22 protein-coding genes are annotated in these 25,649 nt (G+C 40.3%); 8 read left to right on the top strand and 14 right to left on the bottom strand.

From position 1 onward, the window contains the following. Positions 1-422: 422 nt before the first annotated feature. The gene (locus tag L3V42_RS10755; RefSeq protein WP_235762605.1) at positions 423-1,478 is read right to left on the bottom strand and encodes a M20/M25/M40 family metallo-hydrolase; all 1,056 of its coding nucleotides are present in this window, start codon (positions 1,476-1,478) and stop codon (positions 423-425) included. Between the two features lie 646 nt (positions 1,479-2,124). Between L3V42_RS10755 and L3V42_RS10750 the strand changes: the two genes are divergently transcribed. From L3V42_RS10750 to L3V42_RS10740, 3 genes are all read left to right on the top strand, one after another. Continuing rightward, positions 2,125-2,682: a thioredoxin family protein gene (locus tag L3V42_RS10750; RefSeq protein ID WP_235762604.1), complete on the top strand. Its 558-nt coding sequence runs from the start codon at positions 2,125-2,127 to the stop codon at positions 2,680-2,682. A 117-nt stretch (positions 2,683-2,799) separates the two neighbouring features. Then, positions 2,800-3,171 carry a S1 domain-containing post-transcriptional regulator GSP13 gene (gene yugI, locus L3V42_RS10745; protein WP_235762603.1) on the top strand — a complete coding sequence of 124 codons (372 nt, stop codon included), beginning with the start codon at positions 2,800-2,802 and terminating at the stop codon, positions 3,169-3,171. Between the two features lie 306 nt (positions 3,172-3,477). After that, the gene (locus L3V42_RS10740; RefSeq protein ID WP_235762602.1) at positions 3,478-4,824 is read left to right on the top strand and encodes a glucose-6-phosphate isomerase; all 1,347 of its coding nucleotides are present in this window, start codon (positions 3,478-3,480) and stop codon (positions 4,822-4,824) included. 75 nt (positions 4,825-4,899) lie between these two features. On the opposite strand, the gene L3V42_RS18315 is transcribed toward L3V42_RS10740, so the two are convergent. Genes L3V42_RS18315 through L3V42_RS10730 form a run of 3 tightly spaced genes read right to left on the bottom strand, consistent with a single transcriptional unit; the run spans position 4,900 to position 6,088 of the window. Next, on the bottom strand, positions 4,900-5,028 hold the full coding sequence (locus L3V42_RS18315) for a hypothetical protein (protein WP_255770983.1): 129 nt from the start codon (positions 5,026-5,028) through the stop codon (positions 4,900-4,902). Continuing rightward, positions 5,016-5,468: a hypothetical protein gene (locus L3V42_RS10735; protein WP_238471971.1), complete on the bottom strand. Its 453-nt coding sequence runs from the start codon at positions 5,466-5,468 to the stop codon at positions 5,016-5,018. Before L3V42_RS10735 ends, L3V42_RS18315 begins: the two co-directional genes overlap by 13 nt. Continuing rightward, entirely contained in the window at positions 5,441-6,088 is a 648-nt protein-coding gene (locus tag L3V42_RS10730; protein ID WP_238471970.1) for a hypothetical protein, read from the bottom strand. The genes L3V42_RS10735 and L3V42_RS10730 overlap by 28 nt, the downstream gene beginning before the upstream one ends. 682 nt (positions 6,089-6,770) lie before the next feature. On the opposite strand from L3V42_RS10730, the gene L3V42_RS10725 reads away from it, so the two are divergent. Then, positions 6,771-7,943: a MalY/PatB family protein gene (locus tag L3V42_RS10725; protein ID WP_238471969.1), complete on the top strand. Its 1,173-nt coding sequence runs from the start codon at positions 6,771-6,773 to the stop codon at positions 7,941-7,943. A gap of 44 nt (positions 7,944-7,987) precedes the next feature. Here L3V42_RS10725 and L3V42_RS10720 read toward each other — a convergent pair whose 3' ends face one another. Continuing rightward, a complete protein-coding gene (locus L3V42_RS10720; RefSeq protein ID WP_238471968.1) occupies positions 7,988-8,500 on the bottom strand; it encodes a superoxide dismutase family protein in 513 nt (170 codons plus the stop codon). A gap of 72 nt (positions 8,501-8,572) precedes the next feature. Beyond that, a complete protein-coding gene (locus L3V42_RS10715) occupies positions 8,573-8,770 on the bottom strand; it encodes a hypothetical protein (RefSeq protein WP_235762596.1) in 198 nt (65 codons plus the stop codon). 115 nt (positions 8,771-8,885) lie between these two features. On the opposite strand from L3V42_RS10715, the gene kapB reads away from it, so the two are divergent. Beyond that, the gene (kapB, locus tag L3V42_RS10710; protein ID WP_235762595.1) at positions 8,886-9,284 is read left to right on the top strand and encodes a kinase-associated lipoprotein KapB; all 399 of its coding nucleotides are present in this window, start codon (positions 8,886-8,888) and stop codon (positions 9,282-9,284) included. 26 nt (positions 9,285-9,310) lie between these two features. Here the strand turns inward: kapB and L3V42_RS10705 are convergent, their stop codons facing one another. Then, positions 9,311-9,574 carry a phosphocarrier protein HPr gene (locus L3V42_RS10705; protein ID WP_235762594.1) on the bottom strand — a complete coding sequence of 88 codons (264 nt, stop codon included), beginning with the start codon at positions 9,572-9,574 and terminating at the stop codon, positions 9,311-9,313. 203 nt (positions 9,575-9,777) lie between these two features. Here L3V42_RS10705 and deoD point away from each other — a divergent pair, with 203 nt between their 5' ends. The 3 genes from deoD (at position 9,778) to L3V42_RS10690 (ending at position 12,082) form a co-directional block, all read left to right on the top strand. After that, positions 9,778-10,479 carry a purine-nucleoside phosphorylase gene (gene deoD / locus L3V42_RS10700; RefSeq protein ID WP_238471967.1) on the top strand — a complete coding sequence of 234 codons (702 nt, stop codon included), beginning with the start codon at positions 9,778-9,780 and terminating at the stop codon, positions 10,477-10,479. Between the two features lie 120 nt (positions 10,480-10,599). Then, positions 10,600-11,193, top strand: a complete 594-nt coding sequence (locus L3V42_RS10695; protein WP_238471966.1) for a biotin transporter BioY — start codon at positions 10,600-10,602, stop codon at positions 11,191-11,193. Positions 11,194-11,605: 412 nt separating this feature from the next. Then, positions 11,606-12,082, top strand: a complete 477-nt coding sequence (locus L3V42_RS10690; protein WP_235762591.1) for a divergent PAP2 family protein — start codon at positions 11,606-11,608, stop codon at positions 12,080-12,082. Between the two features lie 46 nt (positions 12,083-12,128). Here L3V42_RS10690 and spsC read toward each other — a convergent pair whose 3' ends face one another. The 7 genes from spsC to L3V42_RS10655 form a co-directional block, all read right to left on the bottom strand. Continuing rightward, a complete protein-coding gene (spsC, locus tag L3V42_RS10685) occupies positions 12,129-12,806 on the bottom strand; it encodes a stationary phase survival protein SpsC (RefSeq protein WP_305082621.1) in 678 nt (225 codons plus the stop codon). 179 nt (positions 12,807-12,985) lie between these two features. Then, positions 12,986-15,736 (bottom strand): UPF0182 family membrane protein, encoded by a 2,751-nt coding sequence (locus L3V42_RS10680; RefSeq protein ID WP_238471965.1) that lies wholly within the window; start codon positions 15,734-15,736, stop codon positions 12,986-12,988. 275 nt (positions 15,737-16,011) lie between these two features. Next, positions 16,012-17,061, bottom strand: coding sequence for an FUSC family protein (locus L3V42_RS10675; protein ID WP_235762589.1), 1,050 nt, complete (start codon positions 17,059-17,061; stop codon positions 16,012-16,014). A gap of 675 nt (positions 17,062-17,736) precedes the next feature. After that, entirely contained in the window at positions 17,737-20,826 is a 3,090-nt protein-coding gene (locus tag L3V42_RS10670) for an AAA family ATPase (protein ID WP_238471964.1), read from the bottom strand. Positions 20,827-20,849: 23 nt separating this feature from the next. After that, positions 20,850-22,001: an exonuclease SbcCD subunit D gene (locus L3V42_RS10665; RefSeq protein ID WP_235762587.1), complete on the bottom strand. Its 1,152-nt coding sequence runs from the start codon at positions 21,999-22,001 to the stop codon at positions 20,850-20,852. A gap of 98 nt (positions 22,002-22,099) precedes the next feature. Further along, positions 22,100-23,296, bottom strand: coding sequence for a PDZ domain-containing protein (locus tag L3V42_RS10660; RefSeq protein WP_235762586.1), 1,197 nt, complete (start codon positions 23,294-23,296; stop codon positions 22,100-22,102). Between the two features lie 206 nt (positions 23,297-23,502). Beyond that, positions 23,503-24,963, bottom strand: coding sequence for a S41 family peptidase (locus L3V42_RS10655; RefSeq protein WP_235762631.1), 1,461 nt, complete (start codon positions 24,961-24,963; stop codon positions 23,503-23,505). Positions 24,964-25,649 lie beyond the last annotated feature (686 nt).

The following is a 25,649-nucleotide window of genomic DNA, read 5'->3' as shown; positions in this document are numbered from 1 at the left end:
CCTCCAGAAATTAGCGACAGGTTGATTCTAGGTGTTAGCTCAAGTATAGTAGGTTTAACAGCAAGAGAGTGTCGAATACCGTCGAATTTTTACCGAATTTTCTAAATTGATAGATTTGAATTATGTTTTCATCTTTCGCTTCATAGGACTTTTGATAGTTTTTAGCCGGTTTTTATACAGTCAGCTATATTTCTTAAGTAATTCATGTGAAAAGCATTGCAAATATAAGTTTTTACTATGTGGCGGAATAAAAAATGATAGATTTAGCCTAGATAAAGCATAAGAAAAAGGCCCTGGTTTTCTAGATATAAGAAAACAAGGACCTTTATCCTGCATTTGTGTCATGTTTTAATTGAATATAGTAAGTCTCTACTCATATATAATTTAAATGCTAGGTCTATCTACTGCCAGTTCTTTTTTGTTTATTCAAGTGGATTCAGACTCTCATCTCCAGAAAGGTTTGCAATCATCTCTACAAGTAAAGCAATTTCTTCTTCCATATCCTTCGTACTTGCGGTTTCTACCGGGGAATGCATATAACGTAATGGCAGCGATACGAGAGAAACCGGGACACCTTTTCCAGTTAAGCGCATCCGGTCCGCGTCTGTTCCTGTATGCCTAGGCGTTAACTCATATTGCACATCAAGCTGTAAATCTGTTGCCGCTTGTTCAAGAAGACGATTTATTTTAATATTGATCGGTGCCCCTTTAGCAAGCACCGGACCACCCTCAAGCTTAATATCGCCATATTTATTCTTATTCACTCCCGGGTAATCCGTGGCAAAGGTCACATCACAAGCAATTGCCATTGTCGGTTCAATTCCTGCAGCTGCAAAATATGCTCCACCCATATTTGTTTCTTCATTTACAGTACTTGCGGCATAGACCCCGACCTTAAGTTCTTTCTCCGAGAGACGCTTCAATACTTCTGCTACAATAAACGAACCTGTCCGATTATCAAGCCCTCTTCCTGCAATATAACGGCCCTGTAACATTTCCGGTTCTGTTTTATATACACAGAGGTCGCCAATTTGAACAACTTTTTCTGCCTCTTCTTTTGTCTGATAACCGCAGTCAATAAATAAATCTGCTAGCGTGAAATCATCTTTTAAACCTCCGTGATGCTGGGCATTCACTCCAATCACTCCTGTTACTTGACCATTGTAACCGAACACTTGAACCCGCATTCCGACAGCTGCTTTAGGATTAATTCCACCCATTTTATCAAAATGTAAAAATCCTTGCTCATCGATCCGGTTGACCACAAGCGCAATCTCGTCACTATGTCCTGCGAGTAGTACTTTGAACGGAGCTTGTGGATTAAGAATTCCGATTACATTACCGGCATTATCAGTCCGCACCTCATCAGCAAATTCCTTTACATATGCCATCCACTTCCGCTGAATATCCATTTCCATACTGGAAGGTGAAGCGGTATTTAATAATTCCATTAGGAAATCTTGATTGAACGTTGTCATTTAATTCCTCCTAATCATCATTCACTCAACCCTCACACCTAAAAATCAACACTTTCACTCAGTGTAAGTGTGCCAAACTCGAAAAACTTTCTACTGGAGGTCCGCAGTCCAGACACCTCTCGCACCTGCTGAGCGGCTGGTAAGCCTACCTCCGAACAGGAAGTTCTAATGCCTGCGTTGGTCACAGCACGTGACCGTTCTTAGCCTGCCTCCCGCAGGAGTCTCGAGGTGTCTGGACTGCTACCAGGAATGGCCATATTGAGATCACGGTTTATTATTCCAAAGATATCATTTTATCGTAAAATGGCACTGGAATAAATGCTATTAATAATAATCATCTCTACCAGTTCAGTTGCCCGGTGGACAGTGACTCCTGCGGGAATAGCACGAGTCTGGAGACCCCTTAGTGCTCAGCCCGAGGAGCTCCGGCAGTGCCCAAGGATGCGCATCCGTCCACCGGGCAACTGAACGGTGATTAGAACTCCAGTCTAGAGAATGCGCAACACACTTACGCTGAATGAAAGCAATCGGTGAAGGTGGAGTGCATTATTTGAATTCCATTTTAACAAAAGAAGACAAATTTGTTTACTTAAAGCATGAACATCGGTAAAATTTAAGCGACTAAACAATGAAGGAGTTGGGTTGGATGTCTTTAAATCAATGGTTCGAAAAAGCAATGAGCGCAGATGACTATATTGAGAGTATGAAACAGAATAAGGAAGGTCTCCTCCACATTTATGATAACTTTCATATACCTAAGGATGACACATTTTTTGAAAAAATAGCCAACAAAAAATTACGAGTGATTGTCTTAACGGAAGACTGGTGCGGAGATGCTATGCTAAACGTTCCAATTTTACTGCGGATTTCTGAAAAAACGAATATGGAAGTACGAATGCTGCTCCGTGATGATAATTTGGAATTAATGGATCAATATTTAACGAACGGTACAGCCAGATCCATTCCCATCTTTATTTTCATTAATGAGGCTGGAGAAGAAGTTGCAAAATGGGGACCACGAGCAGCTAAAGTCCAAACATTTATCGATGAGTCTCGTGCTGCCCTTCCATCAAAAGATGCGGCTGACCATGAAGAAAAGGCAAAAGAAATGTATACATTCATTAGCAAGTCTTTCCATGATAACACCGATTTTTGGAATGATGTTTATCTGAGTCTGAAACAAGAATTAGTATCAATCGAATAACCCAGCTGACAACAACTCAGATACTCTATGACTTTTTGCTAGAATCCTATTCTTATGTTAGAATGGATAATTGTGCGAAAAGAATAGAGTTGAATTAAATAATAGGAGTTGTTTTGCATGAATAAAAGTTTAGAAAACGGTCAAATTGTAGAAGGTAAGGTGACAGGAATCCAGCCATATGGTGCTTTTGTCGAGTTGGATGAAGAGACACAAGGGTTGGTTCATATATCAGAAATTACGCACGGATTTGTAAATGACATTAACGAGCATCTTCAAGTTGGCGATGAAGTAAAAGTGAAAATTCTCGAAGTAAATGCAGCGGAGAACAAAGTATCTCTTTCCATTCGAGCTACTGAAGAAGCACCAAAGAAAGAAACCCGAGTAAAATCTTCCCATAACAATCCATCAACAACAGATGACTCTACTACAGGATTTAATACATTAAGAGACAAACTACAAGAATGGATTAAGCAATCGGAAAATAAATAAGTAAAAAAAGTCCCTTTAAGTCATCCTTAGAGGGACATTTTTTTTTGACAAAACAATGAAAATTCAAAATGAAGGTCTCTCCTTCTTGATTTCTAAAAGTAAATCCCGTAAAGTTAAACTAATAAAGTGAAACTTCATTCACCCGAGGATTCTTTATCTCCCCCACTGAATGTTAGTTGAACAAAATCAGGGATTTACGGACTGTTATCCCCCACCTTCACAATTTGAGCTTCCCTCATATTTTGTGGTTGGTGTATTACACAGACCGTTAATGCGTGATAAATCCGTACAAAAAGGAGAATACATATGACAAAAGTTACATTAACCTATGATAAAGCATTACCTTTCTTTTCTGAAGAAGAACTCCAAAATATGCAGCCATTTGTCGATAAAGCCCATGAGCTTGTTCATGAGAAAACAGGCCAAGGAAGTGATTTCCTTGGGTGGGTCGACCTGCCGGAGAACTATGATAAAGAGGAATATGCAAGGATTAAACAAGCAGCAGAGAAAATCCGTGAACATTCCGATATTTTGCTTGTAATTGGAATTGGTGGTTCCTACCTTGGTGCTCGTGCAGCTCTTGAAATGCTGAATCACTCTTTCCAAAACTTACTTTCCAAAGATGAAAGAAAAGTACCGCAAATTATTTTTGTTGGACATCATCTAAGCTCAACATATACAGCAGAATTATTTGATCTCTTAAAAGACAAAGATTTCTCTATCAACGTCATTTCTAAGAGTGGAACAACAACAGAACCTGCTGTTGCCTTCCGGATTTTCAAGAAATACTTGGAAGAAAAGTATGGAATGGAAGAAGCGAAAAATCGTATCTTTGCAACGACAGATAAAGAAAAAGGTGCCCTAAAAGGCGTAGCAGATGAAGCTGGTTACGAGACTTTCGTCATCCCGGATGACGTTGGTGGCCGATACTCTGTACTTACTGCCGTCGGACTACTACCAATCGCAGTCAGCGGCATTCATACAGATGATATGATGGATGGCGCGAAACAAGCGATGGATGATCTTGCAAACCCTGATTTAAAAGAGAATCCGAGCTATCAATACGCAGCAATCCGTAATATATTATATAATAAAGGAAAAGTAACGGAGCTCCTTATCAATTATGAGCCAAGCCTACAATATTTCGCTGAATGGTGGAAACAGCTCTTTGGCGAAAGTGAAGGAAAAGACCAGAAAGGGATTTACCCTTCTTCTGCCAACTTCACAACCGATCTTCACTCACTTGGTCAGTACATCCAGGAAGGAAGAAGAAATATTTTCGAGACGGTTCTTCATGTCCATGAGGCAAGAAAAGAATTAACGCTTGAAGAGGCGGATAACGATGCAGATGGATTGAATTACCTTGCTGGAAAAACCTTACACGAGATCAATGAGAAGGCATTTCAAGGAACCATGCTCGCTCACACAGACGGTGATGTTCCAAACTTGATCGTTGAAGTACCAAGACTTGATGCGTATACATTCGGCTATCTCGTTTATTTCTTCGAGAAAGCTTGTGCCATTAGCGGTTACCTGCTCGGCGTCAACCCATTTGACCAGCCAGGCGTTGAGGCATACAAAAAGAACATGTTCGCACTTCTCGGGAAACCTGGATTCGAAGATGAAAAAGCTAAATTAGAAGAAAGATTATAAATTGAAACTCCATTCAATCAGAGTTTTATGAAGGGTTGTACCGTTATAAAAAGAGCGCCCGATTGGACGCTCTTTTTATTCCTTCTCATGATATAATTCTTGCTTCGCTACCTTCCAACCTTCATCGTCTGCAATTAACTCAATAGTTGCAATCACATTCACGGAAAAGTCTTTGCTAAGAAATGTATATTCTACCTTTTCCACACTACTACGGTTTTCCAGTAACCTCTATAAATTTCCATCCAGTCGATAATATCCGATTGTGCAGCGTCACTCTTCAACTGTTCAGATAATGCTTTATCATTCACTGATGCATACATGTACAATGATAGGAATTCAAATGACGAATCATTTGATAGTAGCGTTCTATCTTTTGTCTCCTCATACTGTTTGTAATTCTTGAGTGTATTCGTTGAGAGTGGCCATCTGTTCACCTCTCTACGCTCGTCAAATTCGATATTCTCATCCATTAACTCAAACAGGATATAAAGTTCATTAAAACTAGTATAGGAATATGGCTGCCAATTGTTTTCCTCATATGTTTCCAGTGCATCTGTGACAATTGGTGTATACAACGAGTCAGGGTGTTCATTTACAAAAGAGGTAAGCTCTTCTTTTAGTTTTCCTTGAATATCCTCCCACAATTCCCTGTAGCATTCCTCGCTAAATAGTCATTTAAATACCACTCGGTAGCGAATAACCGACTAAAAGGCATCGACCTGAAAATTAAATTTCTGCTTTCTGGATACGTTTCATAAATTGTTTCCAGTTCAAGCAAAATATCATCAAATTCATACCACGGTATACCATGCATATTATCTATCCCTGGATAGTACACATCAAATTTATCATCTATAAGTGAAAAGTATGCTGCAACTCCTTCAAATTCCCGCCAATCATCGACCCCTTTAACGACTGAATAATAATCCGGCCGGATCTGAAAACGGGATTGATGTTTAAAACTCGACTCGATGATTTGGAAGCCTTCCCTACGGAGCAACTCGATAAATTCTACAATCTCTGCTTGACCTTGATAATGGTTCGGATTCAGATAGATTTCTTCCAGATCTGTCTTGTTCAATTGATGTTCAACTCTTAAATTTTTAAAAGAACTATTAAATAACTCTGACATACTGCTCATTCTCTCTATTAGGAGACTAACATTTCCTTCCGACAACTCCCGCTCACCTGAATTTATTTGTTCGATAATCTGACGGGAAGTTATGAATAAATCATCAATATTGTTTTTAATGTTCTCTATCACTTTACATAAAATCTTTAAATGAACTGCTAATTGAATGAATTTCCATTACCAAAGTTGGCTTTCCCCTCACCATATGTAGTTGGGAACGAACCAACTACATATGGTGAGGGTGAAGCATTAAATACGTATTATGAAATTCATTCAATTGCTTTCATTCAGTGTAAGTGTCCGAAACTCACTTCTGGAGGTCCGCCAGTCCAGACACCCCTCGCACCTGCTGAGCGGCCGGCAAGCCTCCGTCCATCGGGCAACTGAACGGCGACTAAAGAGCATTTCAAGGGGATGAGCAAATCACTTACGCTGAATGAAAGTAATTCACGGGTTCGCTTGACAAAAAGAGGCATATTATATTGTTTCAAACTTTAAAATTAGTGTTTTAATAAATATTTTAGTTAATGTGTTTATAATTCAAAATTAGGGGTAATACTATTATCGTAAGACTTTCTCGTATTCCCCCTGTAAGCAAAGCGTATAGCGCTTTGCTTTTTTTTGTTATAATTGATTATAAAGTGAAACTTCATTCAATGGGGGATGCCTTATCTCCCCCGCTAAATGTTAGTTGAACAGAATCAGGGATTTACGGTCTGTATATCCCCACCTTCTGATTTTAGACTTCCCTCATGTTTAAAGGTAGGGTATTATAGATCGTTAATGCGTGATAACATTGCTAGGAGGTAATTAAATGGGAAACTTTGACGAAAACATTGACCGAAAGAATACAAATTCTGTGAAATGGGATTTGGCGGAGACTTTATTTGAATCACCAGATGTCATTCCAATGTGGGTTGCTGATATGGATTTTAAGACGCCTAAAGAGGTAAATGAAGCATTAATGGAACGAGCTCACCATGGAGTATACGGATATACGATTGCAGATGATGAACTAAAAGCTTCAATTGTTGATTGGAATAAGCAGCGACATCAATGGGATATTCAACCAGAATGGTTAACCTTCAGTAACGGAGTCGTTACATCCCTACATATGGCTATCCAAGCATTTACAGAACCAGAAGACGGTATTTTGATTCAGACGCCAGTTTATCCACCATTCTATAATGTAATTGAAGCGCATGACCGTACAATTGTCAAAAATCCTCTCGTTTTTGAGGATCATTATTATACGATTGATTTTGCTGATTTTGAAGCTAAACTTAAAGAAGTAAAAGCATTTATTCTTTGTTCACCGCACAATCCAGTTGGTCGGGTATGGAAGAAAGAAGAACTGGAGAAAATGGCCGAGCTGTGCGTGAAGCATGATGTGCTGATTATTTCTGACGAGATTCATGGTGATCTCAGCTATCCTGGTTATAAACATATTCCGATTGCCGCCTTGTCCGAGGATGTTGCCAATCAAACAATTACATGTATGGCTCCATCGAAAACCTTTAACGTCCCTGGTCTCGCTACATCCTATTGTGTAACATCGAATCAGGAAGTAAGAGCGAAGTTGGACGAGTTTTGCCATAAACAAGGTTTTAATAATATGCTAAATACAATGGGGCAAATTGCAATGCAAGCTGCCTATACACACGGTGCTGCTTGGGTCGATGAATTGACCGCTCTATTAGAAAGCCATTATCAATATGTGAAAGAAAACTTTGAAAAACATGCTCCTGAACTGAAAGTAGTCGAAACAGAAGGAACGTATCTCCTCTGGATTGACTGTAGTGGACTTGGACTTGATTCGGCAGGTATTCGTGAGTTTTTCGTAAAAGAAGCAAAAGTCGGATTAAATGCAGGAATTGATTACGGAGAGGAAGGAAGTGCGTTTATGCGCCTGAACATAGGGTGCCCCCGCTCTACTCTTGAGGAAGCTGTTAATCGAATCATTAAAGCAGTTGAAAATAGAAGGTAAGAGAAATTGAAAAAAGCGCCTATTCGGGCGCTTTTCTTATTGAATTAATTTGCAGTAATTTCACCACAAGCAATCCGTTCTCCAGAATCCCCGCTCGGCTGTGTATATCCATCATCTGGACTGTCATGCAGAACTAAGGAAGTCCCGTCTTCTCTTATCAGCGAGTTTTTACCATCTAATAGGGTAGCTTCCGGCAGTTCAAGTTCCACATCTATTTTACCGTCCCCATCCGCCTCGACATTGGGGAGATCACCAAGATGCGGACCTTCTGGGTTCATCAACCCATGCTCACTATCCTCTGGGTTAAAATGATTACCGGCACTCGCAAAGTCCGGTGGCTCGCATTTAGCAAATTCATGGACATGGATCCCGTGCCAGCCCGGTTCCACCCCTTCCAGCTTGAGTTTAATACTTACTCCCTCCCCGTCTTCTGTTAAAGTTGCCGTTCCAAGCTTATCACCATCCGCATTCAACATGGCAACTTCTTTTAAAGCCTCATCTGTATTAGATGTACAAGCCGCTAAGAATATAATAAACAAACAAAAAATCCAACGCATAGCTCTTCTCCTTTAGGTTACTAATCTTAGTATCCCAAAAAAAGCTATATTTTAAACGTTGGATTATACGAACTAATGATTATTTTTATTCAACTCTTTTTCTACTTCTTCAATCCGTTCTTTATATTTCTCTTCAAACTTAACTTCTTCTTTCTTGGAGCGTCGCACCATAAATCTCACCGCAACAAATGCAAGAGCAATAAAAAGAAGCAGGGTGAGTATTGGAAGAATCATTTCAGATTTATCATCCGGAAAATAGAAGAAATCCATTTTTCATCACATCCTTACCGTTTATTATAGCAAAATTAACTTTCAATAGAAAACAAGTGGTAATTATTCGCAAAAAGTTCATGGATTTGGCACAATAAGTAGAGGGGGTTGTAAAATGGGTAAGGTAAACATTGGGGAGCTTGCAAAAGCACATTACAGGTCCGGAACATATATCGGAAAGGTGAAAGAAGACCGAGGCGACATGTATCTCATTGAAGTACTTGCTGTCCACAAGCACCCGCTCCAAGGGGATCTGCATAATATGTATGAAACGGAAAATGTCTTTTTCCATGAACGGAAAGCGCTCGCCTTTCGCGAGAAGATGAATGTTAAAAAGCCCGCTGTCCATCCGTTTGACGGCAAGGTACCGGACTATGCCGCCTCACTCGAACAAGCAATTACAGATTATCGAAAGAAGCTGAACGAAGAAGACAGTGCTTACAACCGACTAGCATTGCAGACATTGGATCGCTTAGCAAAAGAAGTATATGCCAAAATAGGAAAAGGAAGCTAGAGATATTCTCGCTTCCTTTTTATTGTTTACTCTCCTAGATGTTCTTCAATGACTGAAGTAATTCCTTCAATAGCTTCTTCTGCGTCATTACCATCAGCAGATACTTCTACTTCCGCACCACGTGGGATACCAAGAGACATAACACCCATGATTGATTTCAAGTTTACTTTTTTATCCTTATACGTAATTTGAATATCTGAACTGTACTGTCCTGCCTTATTCACCAATAATGTGGCTGGACGTGCGTGTACTCCTGATTCAGCGGTTATAGTAAAGTTTTTTGTTTGCATATTTATCGCTTCCCTTCCATCTATTTACCGTAACTATTGTTACAATATAACCCTTACATCTATTATAAACAATTCTTCGGCACTTTTAAACTAATAACCAGTGAAACGGCTATCATTTTTTCAAAAATGTTGTTATTTGTCGTTTGTCATTCATTTTTGAGTGTGATACCTTTACTTTAAGATCGTTTAAGGAGGAATAATTCATGAGTGTACACATCGGTGCAGAAAAAGGCGAAATAGCAGAAACAATATTATTACCTGGAGATCCATTACGGGCAAAATACATTGCCGAAACTTTTTTAGAAAATGCGAAGCTCTATAATGAGGTTCGTGGCATGTATGGTTATACTGGAAAATACAAAGGTAAAGATATTTCTGTTCAAGGGACGGGAATGGGAGTGCCTTCTATTTCCATCTATGTCAATGAGTTAATAAATGAGTATGATGTGAAAAATTTAATTCGGGTTGGTAGCTGCGGAGCACTTCAGGAAGATGTTCAAGTTAGGGATGTCATTCTTGCCCAAGGAGCAACAACCGATTCCCAGGTAAATAAACTTGTTTTCGGTGATATTTTCTATGCTCCCCTTGCAGATTTCGATTTATTAAAAGGGGCTTATGATGCTGCGTCGGATAAGAATTTGCCAGTGCGCGTAGGGAATGTATTTACAAGTGACAGCTTTTATCGCGAGAATGCGAAAGCTGTAAATGAATTACTCGCAGCCTATAAAGTACTTGCCGTGGAAATGGAGACGACTGCTTTATATACGCTTGCAGCGAAATTTAACAGACACGCTCTATCCATTCTTACTGTTTCCGATCATATTCTAACTGGTGAAGAAACAACTGCAGAAGAACGCCAAACAACATTCAATGAAATGATCGAAATCGCACTAGAAACTGTATAATTTGGTTGATGATGAGCCTCTCAAACTTCCGAGAGGCTCTTTCCTTTATGTCACCCTTACTTAAATTGGGTTGACAAAAACTCGTTTCCCTCGTATTATCATAAAAAAGGGGGAATTTTTATGAGTAGAATTAAACCAATTGATTTAGCATTTGGGGCAATGTTTGTTTGTTTAATGACGATAGGAGCAAATATTACAGTATGGTTCCCGTTTCTTGCGATACCAATTGGCGGAACGAGTGTACCCGTTTCTTTACAAACATTTTTTGCAACTTTGGCTGGATTTATGCTTGGTAAACGGCTCGGTGCTTTTGCTATTATTACATATATTCTTGTTGGTACGAGCGGTGTGCCGATTTTTGCCGGATTACAAGGTGGTCCTTTTGCATTGATTAGTCCTACAGGCGGATTTATTATTTCTTTCGTATTTATTGCTTATGCTGCCGGCTGGATTAGTGAGAAGTTTCATAAAGAATCGATGGTTGGATATTCTCTAGGAGCTTTTGCCGGTCTCATTTTGAATTATGTCATTGGAGTCTCTTACATGTATCTTGCGATGAATACGTGGCTTAATCTTGAAATTTCTTATCTCATCGCTTGGACTGGAATGATTCCCTTTCTAATCAAGGATACGGCCCTTTCCTTTGTCGCTGCTTTCTTTATGGTTCAGCTTGTGAAGCGTGTACCTGCAAACTGGATTAAAGCAAGAGCCTGATTACTTTCGGTGTCAGCGTAAGTATTTTGCACGTTTTCCTGGCTGGCTCTCTACTCGTCGTTAAGTTGCCCAGTGGATGGATGCGCATCCCAGGGTCCCGCGCTTGAGCCCCCTCGGAAGGAAAGCACTTCCTGCGGGGGCTCAAGCGTCTTCGCTTTCCCGCAGGAGTCACCGTCCACCGGGCAACTAATTGTGAATAGAAATTGTGGAAGATTATACTTCTGGAATTTGACATAGTGCTCCTAACTTGGCTTTTCCTCTGAGCATGCAGAAGAAAGTTCCACTTACGCTGAATGATAGGAAGCCGCTGATTTATTATTTCCTTCTATACTGCAATTGTTTTACGGATGCTATGCCACTATGATAAACTTAAAAAAACATTGGCAAACAATCAGGAAGGAAGAAATAAGCAATGGAAATCTTTGCAAACTTTCCGTTATGGGCTGCTTTAATTGCAATTGTCTTTGCGCAATTTATAAAAATTCCGATCAAATTAATCGTAGCAAGAGAGCTTTCTTTTCGTATTGCATTTAGTACAGGCGGGATGCCAAGCAGTCATTCTGCTGCTGTCACATCGCTTACGACTGCAGTAGGTATTGTGGAAGGTGTTACTTCAACGATATTTGCGGTTGCCTGTGTATTTAGTGTAATTACGATGTATGATGCTTCCGGGATCCGGCGTCATGCAGGTAAACATGCAGTTGTTCTCAATCAATTGATGAACGACTTACAAACTATATTTGAAGATGTCAGAGACTGGAATAAAAAAGAGGATAAAGAAAGACGAGAAGATCTAAAAGAATTATTAGGGCATGAACCGATTGAGGTTTTCTTCGGTGCAATTACTGGTATTATTGTAGCGTTCGTTGTCCATCCTTGGTTCATCTAATAAATCCAGAAAGGAATTTAAACTCCTTTCTGGATTTTTTGTATGTTTATTCACCTGTAAACTCTGAGCGAAATACTTGGAGGGCTTCGTTTTCATTAAGCTCTGCGAGGGCTTCTTCTGTTAACTGTCCGTCTCCCATCTCAATGACGTAAACATCAAGTTCTTGTTTCCCCCACTCATTAAACACATCATCGATCGTTTCATAATACAAATCAATTTTATTGCCTCGGATTGCACTCCCTTTATCCGCGACAACTCCATAGCCATAGGATGGAATATAAAGAATTGTTCCGATTGGAAATACATTTAAGTCCGCTGCGATTGTTGAATATAAGTCCCGCTTCACTGTCACTCCTGAAAAGGTTATGCCGTATTCCGGATGGGATTCTGTTTTTCCTGTTGATTCATACCCTGCCGTATAACCTGTCGCAACAACACGTTCGGTTGGATAGACTTCAAAATCAATTGCATCCTCTAACGTTTGTGGTGGTTCAATACTGTCACTTGAAATATACGTTACTGGTGCTGACTTATGGTTGAATTCTTTCTTGAATAAGGATATTTCTCTCAAACCAACTTGCTCTTGTTTGATTACTTTATTTACAAGTTGGGTCTTCGCTGCCTCTGTTTGGATATCTTCTTCTGGTGTCAACATCGATACTGCCACTAGGAAAATAATAATAGCTAGACTAATGATTCCCAGCTTTTTGTAAAAAACATTCATCTTTACACCTCTCTGGTACTTGCAATTTGGTAGTTTATCGATTGTCACTACCTTTACACCAGACTAGGATGTCCAGATTGTTGATGAATATACATTATTATTAAAAAATTAAAAATTAAACATCCAAAAAGACGGGCAGGGGTTGCCTGCGCGTCTTAGATTATACGATGTGTATTTTTTTATTCCATCGATGCGAGTATTTCTTCAATCTCAGCCATAATTCTTCCTGCCTCTTCCCAATCTCCACTTGATAATGCTTCTTGGTAATCATCAAATAAAGTTGAGAACTGTTCAAGAATCATATCTGCTCCCTCAAGCGGGATAGATGGCATCGATTCTTCATCTTCTGGTTGCTCTTCTTGTTCGTCGTCAGTGGCTGGAGGTGATTCCGTCTCTGGATCCATTAAATCAAAGAGTGAGTCCATTGCGCGGTCAAAAGTCGTCTCCATCACAATATGATCTTCATACGCGACAATAATCTGTTTTACTTCAGGTAAAGAAGTTTCATTAGCAGATTCGATGTAAATCGGTTCAACATACATAATCGTGTCCTCGATCGGTATCGCAATCAAGTTTCCGCGAATAACTTCTGAACCACCTTGAGACCATAAGTTCAGCTGTTGAGAAATCGTACTGTCTTGGTTAATTCGGTTCTCGATTTGCTGTGGTCCATAAATATTCCGTTGTTTCGGGAAGGTGTAGACGAATAATTCACCATAATTCTCTCCGTCATTTCGTACACCCATCCAGGCAATCATATTCTGCCTATTCCGCGGGGTATATGGAACCATAAGAATAAACTCTTCTTCCTCATACTCCGGTAACTTCATCGTTATATAATACGGTTCAATTACAACATCGGAATCGAAATAGTTCTCCGTTGCAAATTGCCAGAAGTCTTCCCGGTTATAAAATACTTCTAGGTTAGACATATGATACGTACCATACATTTCCGCTTGTACTTTAAACAATGTCTCCGGGTAACGGAAATGACGCTCTACATCTTCTGGAATCTCCTCCGTGAATAAATCCGGGAAAATCGTCTGATATGTCTTGACGAGTGGTTCATCCGGTTCCACGATATAAAAATCGACCTCTCCAGTATATGCATCAACAACAACTTTAACCGAGTTACGCATATAATTGCTGTCGTCACTGAACTGTTCCGAATAAGGGTAATTCTCAGCGATTAAATAGCCATCCATCATCCATGCTAAGCTTCCATCATCTCTAATAAAAATGTATGGATCAGAGTCATATTCAAAGAACGGTGCAATTTTTTGAACCCGGTCCATAATATTACGGGTCTTTAATAATCTACTTTCCGAATCGAGTTGATCAGATACGAGGAAACGGAAAGACCCTTGGTCGATTGCAAATAATAAACGATTAAGACCGTTCAGCTGAATCCCTGCTTCTTCTTCATACCGGGTAGAGACGTTCTCGTCCCCTGATGGATAATCAAATTCGTCCACCTTTGTATTCACAATAACATCATTATAATCTTCTTCACCGAAATAAATCTGTGGACGGTCAATATCAATCGTTCCTTCAACAGGAATGTTACGCTGTAAATATTGTGGTTGCCCTTGAGCAGTAATTTCATTTACATGACTCATCGCAATCCCGTATCCATGTGTATAACGAAGATTTCTGTTTACCCATGTCTGAGCTTGGTCCGGTAAGTCTTCTGTACTTAATTCACGAGCTCCGATAAACACTTGCTGATAATCGCCATCAATTTCGTACCGATCAATATCGATATCATTAAAACGGTAATACGTACGGAACGTTTGAATTTGGTTATAGATATCTAATAATGGCCGTGAATCATTAATCCGAATGTTGTCAATGGTGAGGGAGTTCCTCTCTATCATTTCTTGATCAAGTGAATGGTTTCCAGGGTGTTCCTCTTCTGTAATCCCATCCAAGTCATAGGCTGCTCGTGTAAACTCCAGGTTACGCTCCAAGTATGGAGATTCTCTTTGAAACTCATTTGGAGAAACGACGAAGTTTTGCACAATCATCGATGCACCTTGTCCGGCAATCAATACAACAACATACACAGCAATTGGAATTATTGCCGAATTGATTCTGCCGCGGTATAGTACAATAATCGTCCAAACAGCTGCGATAATTGCAACTCCCGCTAGGATGTAAGCTTTCGGTATATTGATGAGCTCATCCGTATAACTTAATCCATAAACGACACTCGTCTGGAAGATATTCACCTGGTTTGATAGCAAGGTGTGATAGGGCTGCAGAAAATGAATCGCTGCCACCATTAGTCCAACAAGTCCGATTGTAATTCCAATGTGAAGCTGTGCCCGCTTACTTAAGCGATACATATGAAAGACGGAATAAGCCCCGATTACAACAAGCAGAGCTAAAATCGCCAATGTTAAGATTAAATAGACGATAAACTCCAAGAATGGTAAAACAAACATATAGAATGAAATATCCATATTAAAATGTGGATCGGCTACTCCGAACTTTTCATGCTGCAAGAACTTGAGCAGCGGTTCCCAGCCAAGCCCTTGGACAATCGAACTTCCTAAAATCCCTACGAAGAAAGATGTACCAACGATAATTAAGCGACTCAGTTTTTTCTCCGCAAGAAATGGCGGTAACTGACTTTCATGAAAGTGATTTAAATATGAACTGCGGATCCACTGTAAAGTTATGAATGACGCAACAAAGAAAAGGACGAACCCTACTCCGATCAATGTCATTTTACTTCCAAGAATCGTTGTGAATACGCTGCCGAACCCTAAGTTATCCAGCCATATATAATCGGTTATCCAATTAAATGTAAGTAAAAATAAAAGTCCTACCACTAACAAAATTCCAAATATCCAGCCGAAAATCTTTCCAATTTTCCTCAATTTTGCCAGTTGCTCTGGCGTTAATGTAGGTGGTTGTTTATTCAATGTGACCCTCCCTTTCTTTTTTATCTATATCACTATTAATCATAACAGAAAGTGAGCTAAGACGCTCTTTACATCTCTTGCTATGTTCATTCTGTCTTCCTAACTATACGAAAAAGAAGAACGAAATGTTTCACTTTTTGAATATAAAATGAGACTTCATTCAGTGGGTGGTTCTTTATCTCCCCATCTTGACATGTTTAGAGATGAGGTATTACAGACCGTTAATCCGTGAGAAAAAACCTAGCCTACAGACCAGGTATGAATTAGTCTATAAGCTAGGCTCTCATTGGTTGATTTTCTTTTTTGCGCACAAATTTCTCTAGTTTATCGAGTTCCGCAAATAATTCGATGAGACTGTTCGCTACTGGGAATACATATGTCCACTTATCATAGCCTGAACCTTGCAGTTCTTCAATTAGATTATTAATGGTCAGCCGCATTGCATTTTTTGTTTCTCGCTGCAGATCACGGTCTAGAACGATTTTATTTTGATAAAGTAAAAATACGTTTTCACTGTAATTTGCCATCTCATTAATTAACTTTTTTATGACATGACTTTTACCGCTGCCGAGTGCTTCTATTTCTTCTATATTTTTTTCCAATTGGGTAATAAGTGTATATTGTTTCTCAAGCACGCGAATCATATGTTTATAGATGACGATACTACGAAGAAAGTGAATCTTATTCCGGATAAATAATCGGCTGCGTTCTTCAACAATAATATCGAAGTAATCCTTGATTTTTGTTATTTTTTTTTCAATCTCTCGATCTTCCGTTTTAAGTGTAGGCACACTCATCGTCTTATTTGGAATAACACGCAGTAAAAAGAGTGTCTGATTAATCGCATCCTCAATCTGGTTAAAGAGCATCTTCTGATGATTCGGCGGGAAGACAAATGCATTTACAATAAATGCCGATACGACTCCAATCACTACAAGGGAAACCCGATTAATGATAAAAGGTACATTGATCCCATCAGCACTTTGGAGCATGATTGCGATAATCGTTAATACGGTTAAATTGACGGTTTTACTTAAGCCGAGGCGAACGTTAATCGCAATCGATATGATTACTACCGCACCAACGGATAGCGGATGGTTACCAAGTAGAAAAATCCCGATTAAGGAAAAAACAACGGCCACTGAGTTCCCTATCACGACTTCTTTAAAATAAGTAAAGGATCGCATGATCGATGGCTGCATTGCTAAGACGGCGGCTATAGCGGCCACTAATTCGAGTTCCATTTGCAATGTGTTTGTAATGACAAGGGTTAATATCACTGCGATTCCTGTCTTCAACATCCTCGGACCTATATTAAAATCCATTTCTACACCTCTATATTTATTGCAATTATAATTGCATCAACATATACCATCTTATTATAAATTCTTCCCACCACTTCCGCAACTACATTTACTACTCAACCGTAAAAGAAACTTGCTTTTCAGGTACCTAGACAAAGCTTACTAATCACAGTCACCTTCATCCAGCGTAAATGTTCCAAACTCTCATCCTGGAGGTCCGCAGTCCAGAACCTCTCGCACCTGCTGAGCGGCCGGCAAGTCTCCTCGCCAGGCCTATCCTCCCGCAGGAGTCTCGAGGTGTCTGGACTGCTCCTAAGCAAAGGCCGAATTTAGATCACTGTTTATTATTCCAAAAATATTATTTTTATCGAGATATGGCACTGGAATAATGCTTTTAATATTAATCATCCCTACCAGTTCAGTTGCCCGGAGGACGGTGACTCCTACGGGAAAAGCACGTGCCCAGACCTGAGCAGGAAGTGCCCTTCTTCCGAGGCAGACTAAGAACGCCACGTCCTGTGGCAACGTCTGCATTGGCACGTCCTTTGGGGCGAGGCTGAGGCTGTGCCCGTGGATGCGCATCCGTCCTCCGGGCAACTGAACGGCGATTAGAGAGCGAACCATGAGAACGTGCAGAACACTTACGCTGGCTGAAAGTGATTGGTTGCTCTTAGGGTTGGTAAGGACGGTGGGATATCATTTTAGTACAAATGCTGTTTCACTGTGCCCCTGTCGGGTTTTTTTGACCTCCAGGATGGCTGGGAAGATTTCTTTCAGCTCTTTGACGTGGGAGATCACGCCGATCATGCGCCCTGATTCCATGAGATCGACAAGAGTGTCAACAGCTTTAGCCAGGGCATCTTCATCAAGGGAGCCGAATCCTTCATCGATAAACATCGTATCGATCGCTATACTGCCCTGGAAACTCTGAATCACATCAGACATTCCTAAAGCGAGAGATAGTGCCGCATTGAATTTCTCCCCGCCGGACAATGTTTTTACATCTCTCGTTAATCCAGTGTGGTTATCGTACACATCAAGCGCGAGTCCACTTTGTTTACCATGGGATTCTTGTCTGTCGCTTCTCGTTAAATAATACTGGTTATTCGAGAGCTTCTGTAGCCTGCTATTAGCTGATTGAATAATTTGCTCCAAATACTCCATCTGTAAAAAACGCTCAAACGATATTTTCTTACTGTTTTGTCCGCGCAGCATGTCATGTACATCGGAAACTGCGGAAACAAGCTGTTCTTTCTTCCCTAATTCCTCTTCCGCTTCCAGAATCTCTTCCTTCCGCTTCATTGCACGTTTCCGGAAGTCACGTGCTTCATTAAGCTGCTTGAATGTTTCTTCATATTGGATTTCAAGCTCATCCAATTCCTGTTTTAGTGCAACTAAATCTTTTGGTTCTTTTCCTGTTAAGCTTGCCGCCAGCTCTTTCGTTTGCTTGGTTAGTATCGCAAGCTGTTGCTTGAATTCCGTCAATTCCTGTTTTAATCGTTTCTGTTCATCAATTTGTAGCTTTGCTTTTAAATATGCTTCTTCCGTATCAAAATTCGCTTCCATTAATTTATCGCGGAAATCTTTTTTTGCACCTTCTACTTTTAATGTAATCTCTTTTAGTTGTTTTTCTGTATGCAATGTATGTGCTTCACTCTTTGTGTATGCTTCTTTTTTCGCCTCAAGCAGCTTTTCAGCCGATTCCCATGCTTTTTCAAGTTGTTCTTTTTTATCTTGCGTCCATTTAATCTGGATTTTTAATTCCTTTAAATCCCTTAATGACTGAGGGATAACCCGCAATCTTTCTTCAAGGAGTGCTGTTTCCATCTTATATTCTTCGCGCAATGTATAATACTGGTCTTTCAGTTGATTAAAGTGTGGTTCTAACTTTCGCTTGATGCCTGCATATTTCTCTTCTTCTACCTTTTTTGTTTTTCGTTTTTTTCTAGCAGCATCATATTCCTCTACCTCGGCACGAACCTTTTTGCCAGTGACAACAAGCTGTTCATAGAAAGGTTTGATTTCTTCTCCTGCCGTTATCACAGTTACCTCTTCTACAATCTCTTTCTGCTGGGTACGCTTTGCCTCAAGTTGAATGCTTATTTGCCGATACGCATTTTCCATCTCTTCCAAGCTGGCTTTTGCAAGCTGAAGTTCTTCCCTGGTCACGCTTCTATCAGAGCTTGTTGCAACCTCGGGATGCTCGAAGCTCCCACAGACCGGACAAGCTTCTCCTTCGTGAAGATGACCGGCTAGTACAAGCGCTTGATTGCTGAGCCAGGAATTTTCTTTTTCTTGATAGCTTTCCTTTGCTTTCGTGTAGGATGCTGTAATCGAAGTTACCTTTTTTTCGATTTCACTAATCTCTGCAGTAATATTCCTATACTGCTCAAAAATTCGCACCTGATCCTTTAGCTTCAAGTACTCTGCCGGCTTATCACTCAACTTCTCGATTCGATCATCAAGGAGAGTGATTTCACGCCGGTACGCCTCGTACGTTTTTTCTGTTGACTCAAGCTGTTTTTCCGTTTCTTCAAGCTTTTGTTTCGTCTTTAAACCACGGCTCTTCATTTCGTTTATCTTTTGTTTCGTTTCCTCAATGCCTTGTACGATAGGTAAAAACTTCTCGAGCTCATTCAATTGATTCGCGACTTCATCTCTTTCTGTTTTCCTATTTTTTTCTGCCTCAAAAGTCGTTTCAGCTTCCTGCAATTCCTTTTTCGCTTGCTCTAATTGAATTTTCGCTTGTTTAAGATTTCCACGAGTCGTTTGTTCATCCTCCATCGCTTGTTCCTGTTGGCTTTCATAAAGCAGTAAACCATTCGCTCTTTCTGCAGCTTCTAAACTTGCTTCTTTCGCAGCGAATTCAGCCTCCCTTTCCGTCCATTCTTTTAACTGTTGCTCTTTAACCGCTAACTCACGGAAACGTTCATTCATATGCTCGGCTTCGTGAAATTGTTTTTGTCGTTTATTTCTTAACTCATAAGCTTGCTTATACTTCTCTTCGCTAGAACTGATTTGTTCCTCATAAAAGTCTGTTTCTTCCTCTAGCGCAGCAGCAACTTGATTAATATTGGGGTATTCTGCCTCGAGCAACTCACTCATTGCCGTGTCCGCCCGTAACGGAAGATAAGAAGAGATTCCATGAATATAATCATTTCTAATTTGCAATTGCCGATCATAATCTATTTTGGCTTGGTCGCGTTTCTCTTTTAAGACGGAATTAATTGATTGATAGTTTTCCGTTTTGAAGAGTCTGCGTAAAATTGCTTCTTTATTTTCCGTATCTGAAGTGAGAAGTTTGCGGAACTCTCCTTGCGGTAGCATGACAATTTGTTTAAATTGGTCTTGGGTTAACCCGATTAATTGCTCGACGCGTTCATTCACTTCCGAAACGATCTGCCTGTCGACACACGGTACTTCTTCCCCGTCTCTCTGGATGAAAAAGAAAATATCATCACCCGTTTTTGACTTATTTCCATGTTTCACATGACCGAGCTGCCTCCGGATGCGATAGTGCTTTCCTTTTAGTTCAAACTCTAATTCAACCGCAGTATGGACATCATCATCAGCAAAATCACTGCGGAGCATTCTTGACTCCCCACGGTCTTGTCCACTCGCCGTACCATAAAGGGCAAAACAAATTCCGTCAAATATCGTCGTTTTACCAGCTCCCGTATTTCCAGAGATGACAAATATATCGTTATCTCTCAGTTCGGAGAAATCAACAATTTCCGTGTTTTTATAAGGTCCAAATGCTGTCATCGTTAATTTTAATGGCCGCAATTCTATTTCCCCCTTTATTTCCGTTATTTATCTTCATTCATAATCGCTTCAAGCGCTTCTTTAAAAATATCCTCTGCCGCATTTCCTGGCGCTTCTCCTTTTACTTCTTCATAAAAGGCACGAAACAGTTCCAGTTCTGTCATTTTTCTTCGTTCTTTGATTGCTTCTGAATCATCAGTTAGATGGAGGGCTGAGTAAATTTTGCGTTCAACATGCATCGCATTCGGGTAAACCGAGCGGATTTTTTCCATTGGAGAAAGTACAGGAGTTTCATCCAACAACTGGACAAATACATAATCTTCACATACCGCTTCCTCTAAAATATCTTCCATAAACCCTTCTACTGTGTACATGTCTCGCCTAGGAGTGAACAATCGTTTTTCCAATTCGACTTTGCCTTCTTCGTCCATCGTTACAACATAATATCCTTTGTTATGATGTTCTTCTGAAATCGAATATTTCAATGGCGAACCAGCATAGCGAATCGTTTCGTTTGCAACATAATGAGCCTGGTGCAGGTGCCCAAGTGCCGTATAATCAAATGCATCATAAATTGTGGCATCCACATATTCAGACCCGCCGATAGATAACGGCCGTTCGGATTCACTCGTGTTCTCTGCCTCCTCCCCAAATGGTGTGACAAAAGCGTGAGCAATCGCAACATTTCGCGTATTCGGCAAAATGGATGCTTGTATTTTCTCCACAATCTTTCGCTGTGCCATGTTATGATTGCGTATCGAATCATCTTCATACAGATTACGAATCATACTCGGATCAGCGTAAGGGATTGGATGGAAATAAACTTCACCAAATTCATCATTTAATACAACAGGTTGATAATCCTTCTGCAATCTGCCGATCACATGAAACCCATTCTGCTGCATGAACCGACTCCCGAAGTCCAATCTGCTTGGGCTATCATGGTTCCCTGCAATTGCAATAACCGGCACATGCAAATCAAGAACAATTTTGTGCAGAACGTCATCCAGCAGCTGTACCGCATCAGTCGGCGGAACAGCTCGGTCATAAAGATCTCCCGCTATAATCACTGCATCCGGCTTTTCCTCTTCAACAGCCTGAACGAATTGCTCTAGTATAAATTCTTGGTCTTCCGTCATATAGACACCTTGGACAAGTTTGCCCAGATGCCAATCTGCAGTATGAAAAAACTTCATCTCGTTTCCTCCCGTTCTAATTTTCCCTATTAGAAGAGGCATTCGCATGTTTTAACTACGAATGCCTCCCTTCTACTGAATACGAAACAATAATCTATTTACGAACCTTCTTCAAGAACATCTTGATGATGGTGTGGTGCTTCAATAAAAAGTAGTCCCAATCTGTAATGATCACTTTCATAAAATGCACTTTGCACGAAGCGCATTTCCTCTTGGTCATCCAGTATTTCTAACTTAAAATAAGCACCTGCAGCCTGAAGTCCCTTATAAAATTCATCTGAGTTGTTAACTCTTCGATCATTTATTTTCGTAATTACTTCACCCGCTTGAATATCCAACCGTTCAGCAGGTGTGCCAGGAATAATTCCCAGAACACGTAGACCCTGTTGTTCCGGTTTGAAAAAGGCATTTTGCTTCTTCTCCTGTGTACGTAATCGATACGTAATGAATTCCCTGCCGAAAATAGCAAGTATCAAAGCAATTGGAGACAATCCTTCGAAAAAATAGCCAGTGACAGAAATAGCGATGACGAACATCCCCAACCAAAAGATTTGTTTACTTAACTGCTTGCCTCTAACAGGTGCAATACTCGCCCTTATCCGGTGGGAAAATCCGAGTAGAAAAGGAAATAGTACGATACCATATGATTCCTCGCCAAGTGAAATTAATGGCCAATAAGGAGCAAAACTCTCGAGCACCCCCCCTGGTACAAGGAAAAACAATGGAATCATCGACATTTTTCGCAAATGATGTTCACCGACCCAGATACCACGCTCACTCTTTACTAAGCGCGGGAATGTCTCATTGCGTTTTACCCGACGAACATAAATTGCTTCTGCAACTAACATGATACCAAGTAAAAATGTTAAACCGACGAAATTATTCTCTGCAAAATATGCAGTAGGAATAACATCCTGATTCTCCAGCAGCGTTGGCAACAAAAGTAATACGATATATGTAAGTCCAATCGTATAACTTGCTGATAGCAATGTAAAACGTAAATTCAAGGATAAGAGAATCATCACGAAGCTCAGGGTGATTAACGAACCATATGAAAATACAACCCCTCCTCCGATCAAAATGAGCGATACAAGTATTCCAGTGATAACAGCAGGAAGCAATGTCCGTCTCCATTCACTGAATAAGTCAAAGACTTTCACTCCGAACTGTTCCCTTTCCATCTTAATCCGCCGGTAACCAACTAAAAAGATTAATAGAAATATCCAATAAAATAATGGATTAAGAAATAATTTTAATATCCCTATCCCCAATTCTTGAAGCCATAATTCAACCAAGCAAACCACCCTTTACGTATGGATTCTTCTATACAGTATACCACGAAAAGTGGGACATGGGGTCAGAGCATTTGTCCCAAAAAATTAGAAATTTTGGTTGTCATCATTCCTTACGGTGACAACCAAGCCCGCACTTATGCAGTAAGAAAGGATTGATACTTATCTTTCTGCCAAAAAAAGACTGGGTTTCCCCAGCCTCTCCTGTCTTACTTATATAGTTCTTCCAATGCTTTTTCCAATTGGACATCATCTTCACCAGAACGAATCTGCTCGATCACTCTCGTATCAATTAATCCGGCTGTTTCTTCATCGACTTCACCAGTTGCCGATAGATCATTATCTTCCTGGAATTGTTTTACAGCTTCTTCCGTCTCTTCACTAAAGTAGCCATCCATTCGTCCAGGATCATAACCGATTCCATCCAGCATGAGCTGAATATTGGCAATACCTTCGTCCGTATCATCCAAACCAAACGGCTCTTCAATCGTAATCGGGTTAGCATAATAATAATCCGGCTGATCTACAGGAATGGTCGGCTCAACCCCTACTTCATTAATCCACTCGCCACTAGGGGATAGCCATTTGAATGTCGTTAATTTAATCGAACTTCCGTCACCTAATGGAACAGCAGTCTGAACAGTGCCTTTTCCGTAACTTGTCTGACCGACTATATCATTATCGAGCTCTTTTAATGCTACGGCAAGAATTTCAGATGCAGATGCACTACCTTCATCAATCAACACACTGATTGGATATTCTTTAGTTTCCTTCAGGTCAGAATGAATTGCTTCAACATTTCCCTCCGCATCTTCTATTTGAATGAATGGAAGATCCTCGGGTACAAATAATGCCAGCATATCTTCAACGACATTCAGTAATCCACCTGGATTTCCGCGAACATCAATGACTAATCCGTCCAATCCGCTTTCCTCCAGCTCATTTAAATGTTCCATGAACTCTGTTGCTGTATTCTCGGAGAAGTTCGTAATTTCAATAATACCAGTTGTATTTCCATCTATTGTTTCTGTTTCACTATAAACAGTTTCTACCGGAATGGTATCCCGGACTATGACTACATCAAAAGGATCACTTGCTGCCCGAATAATTTCAAGTGTTACTTCTGTTCCTTTTTCTCCACGAATTTTAGCGACAGCTTCATTTAAATTCAGTCCTTCAAGATCTTCGCCATCAACCGTAAGAACTTGATCATTCGGCCGTAAACCAGCTTTCTCTGCAGGCGAATCCTTGATTGGCGAAACAATCGTTACAACGCCGTTCACCATACTAACTTCTGCTCCGATTCCCTCAAAGGAAGATTCAATCTGCTGATTAAATTCATCCATCGATTCAAGGTTCAAATAGGATGAATGCGGATCTTCCAGTGTGGCAAGCATACCCTCAATTGCACCTTCGACCAATTCATTACCTTCGACTTCTTCAACATAATTTTCTTGAATGAGAGCATAAGCTTCCTCAATCTTTTGCAAATCACCTGTGAGTGTTTCCGGCTCATCACCGGGTAACTTTTCTTTCAGGTTTTCCCGGCTTGCTGTTTGCTGTCCACTATCATTATCTCCGGCTAATGAAATGCCTGCATACGCTCCAAGAAAACCGAGTACTAATGCAGCAGCTAATAAAAAAACTATTTGTAATCTGTTTAATTTCATCATTCCACCTCAAATTTCTTCCGTCCATTATAGAAAAGCATACCATTATATTTCTTTCATGACTATGCACAAGACCTAACATTGATGAAATTCTTTACAAGGTCATTCTGAAATATAATGCCCTACCTTTCTCACCTTTACATAAAGCAAATTTTAACATAAACTACTAATTGCTTTCATTCAGCGTAAGTGTTTTGGCTCATTAACATATTCAAAGCTTTAATCACCGTTCAGTTGCCCGGTGGACGGATGCGCATCCTTAGGCACTGCTAGAGCTCCTCGGGCTGCCGCCCTGCGGGGTCTCCAGGCTCGTGCTGTTCCCGCAGGAGTCACCGTCCACCGGGCAACTGAACTGGTTGGGACGATTATTAATAGCATTTATTTCAGTGCCATGTCACGATTAAATTATATCTTTGGAATAATAAACAGTGATCCCAATATGGCATTTCCTGGTAGCAGTCCAGACACCTCGAGACTCCTGCGGGAGGATAGGCTTGATGAGACCCCTTAATGCTCAGCCTGAGGAGGCTCATCAGCCGCTCAGCAGGTGCGAGAGGTGTCTGGACTGCGGACCTCCAGTAGAAAGTTTCCGAGTTTGGCACACTTACGCTGAATGAAAGCGATGATTTATTGGGTAAAAATTAAGTTATGATTATCACTATGGAAAAAGGTATCGTAAAAAATCA

Source organism: Oceanobacillus alkalisoli (assembly GCF_022213125.1).
Classification (GTDB): domain Bacteria; phylum Bacillota; class Bacilli; order Bacillales; family Amphibacillaceae; genus Oceanobacillus; species Oceanobacillus alkalisoli.
Note: the sequence above shows the minus strand (reverse complement) of the source record. Positions and strands in the feature narration are given on the sequence as shown.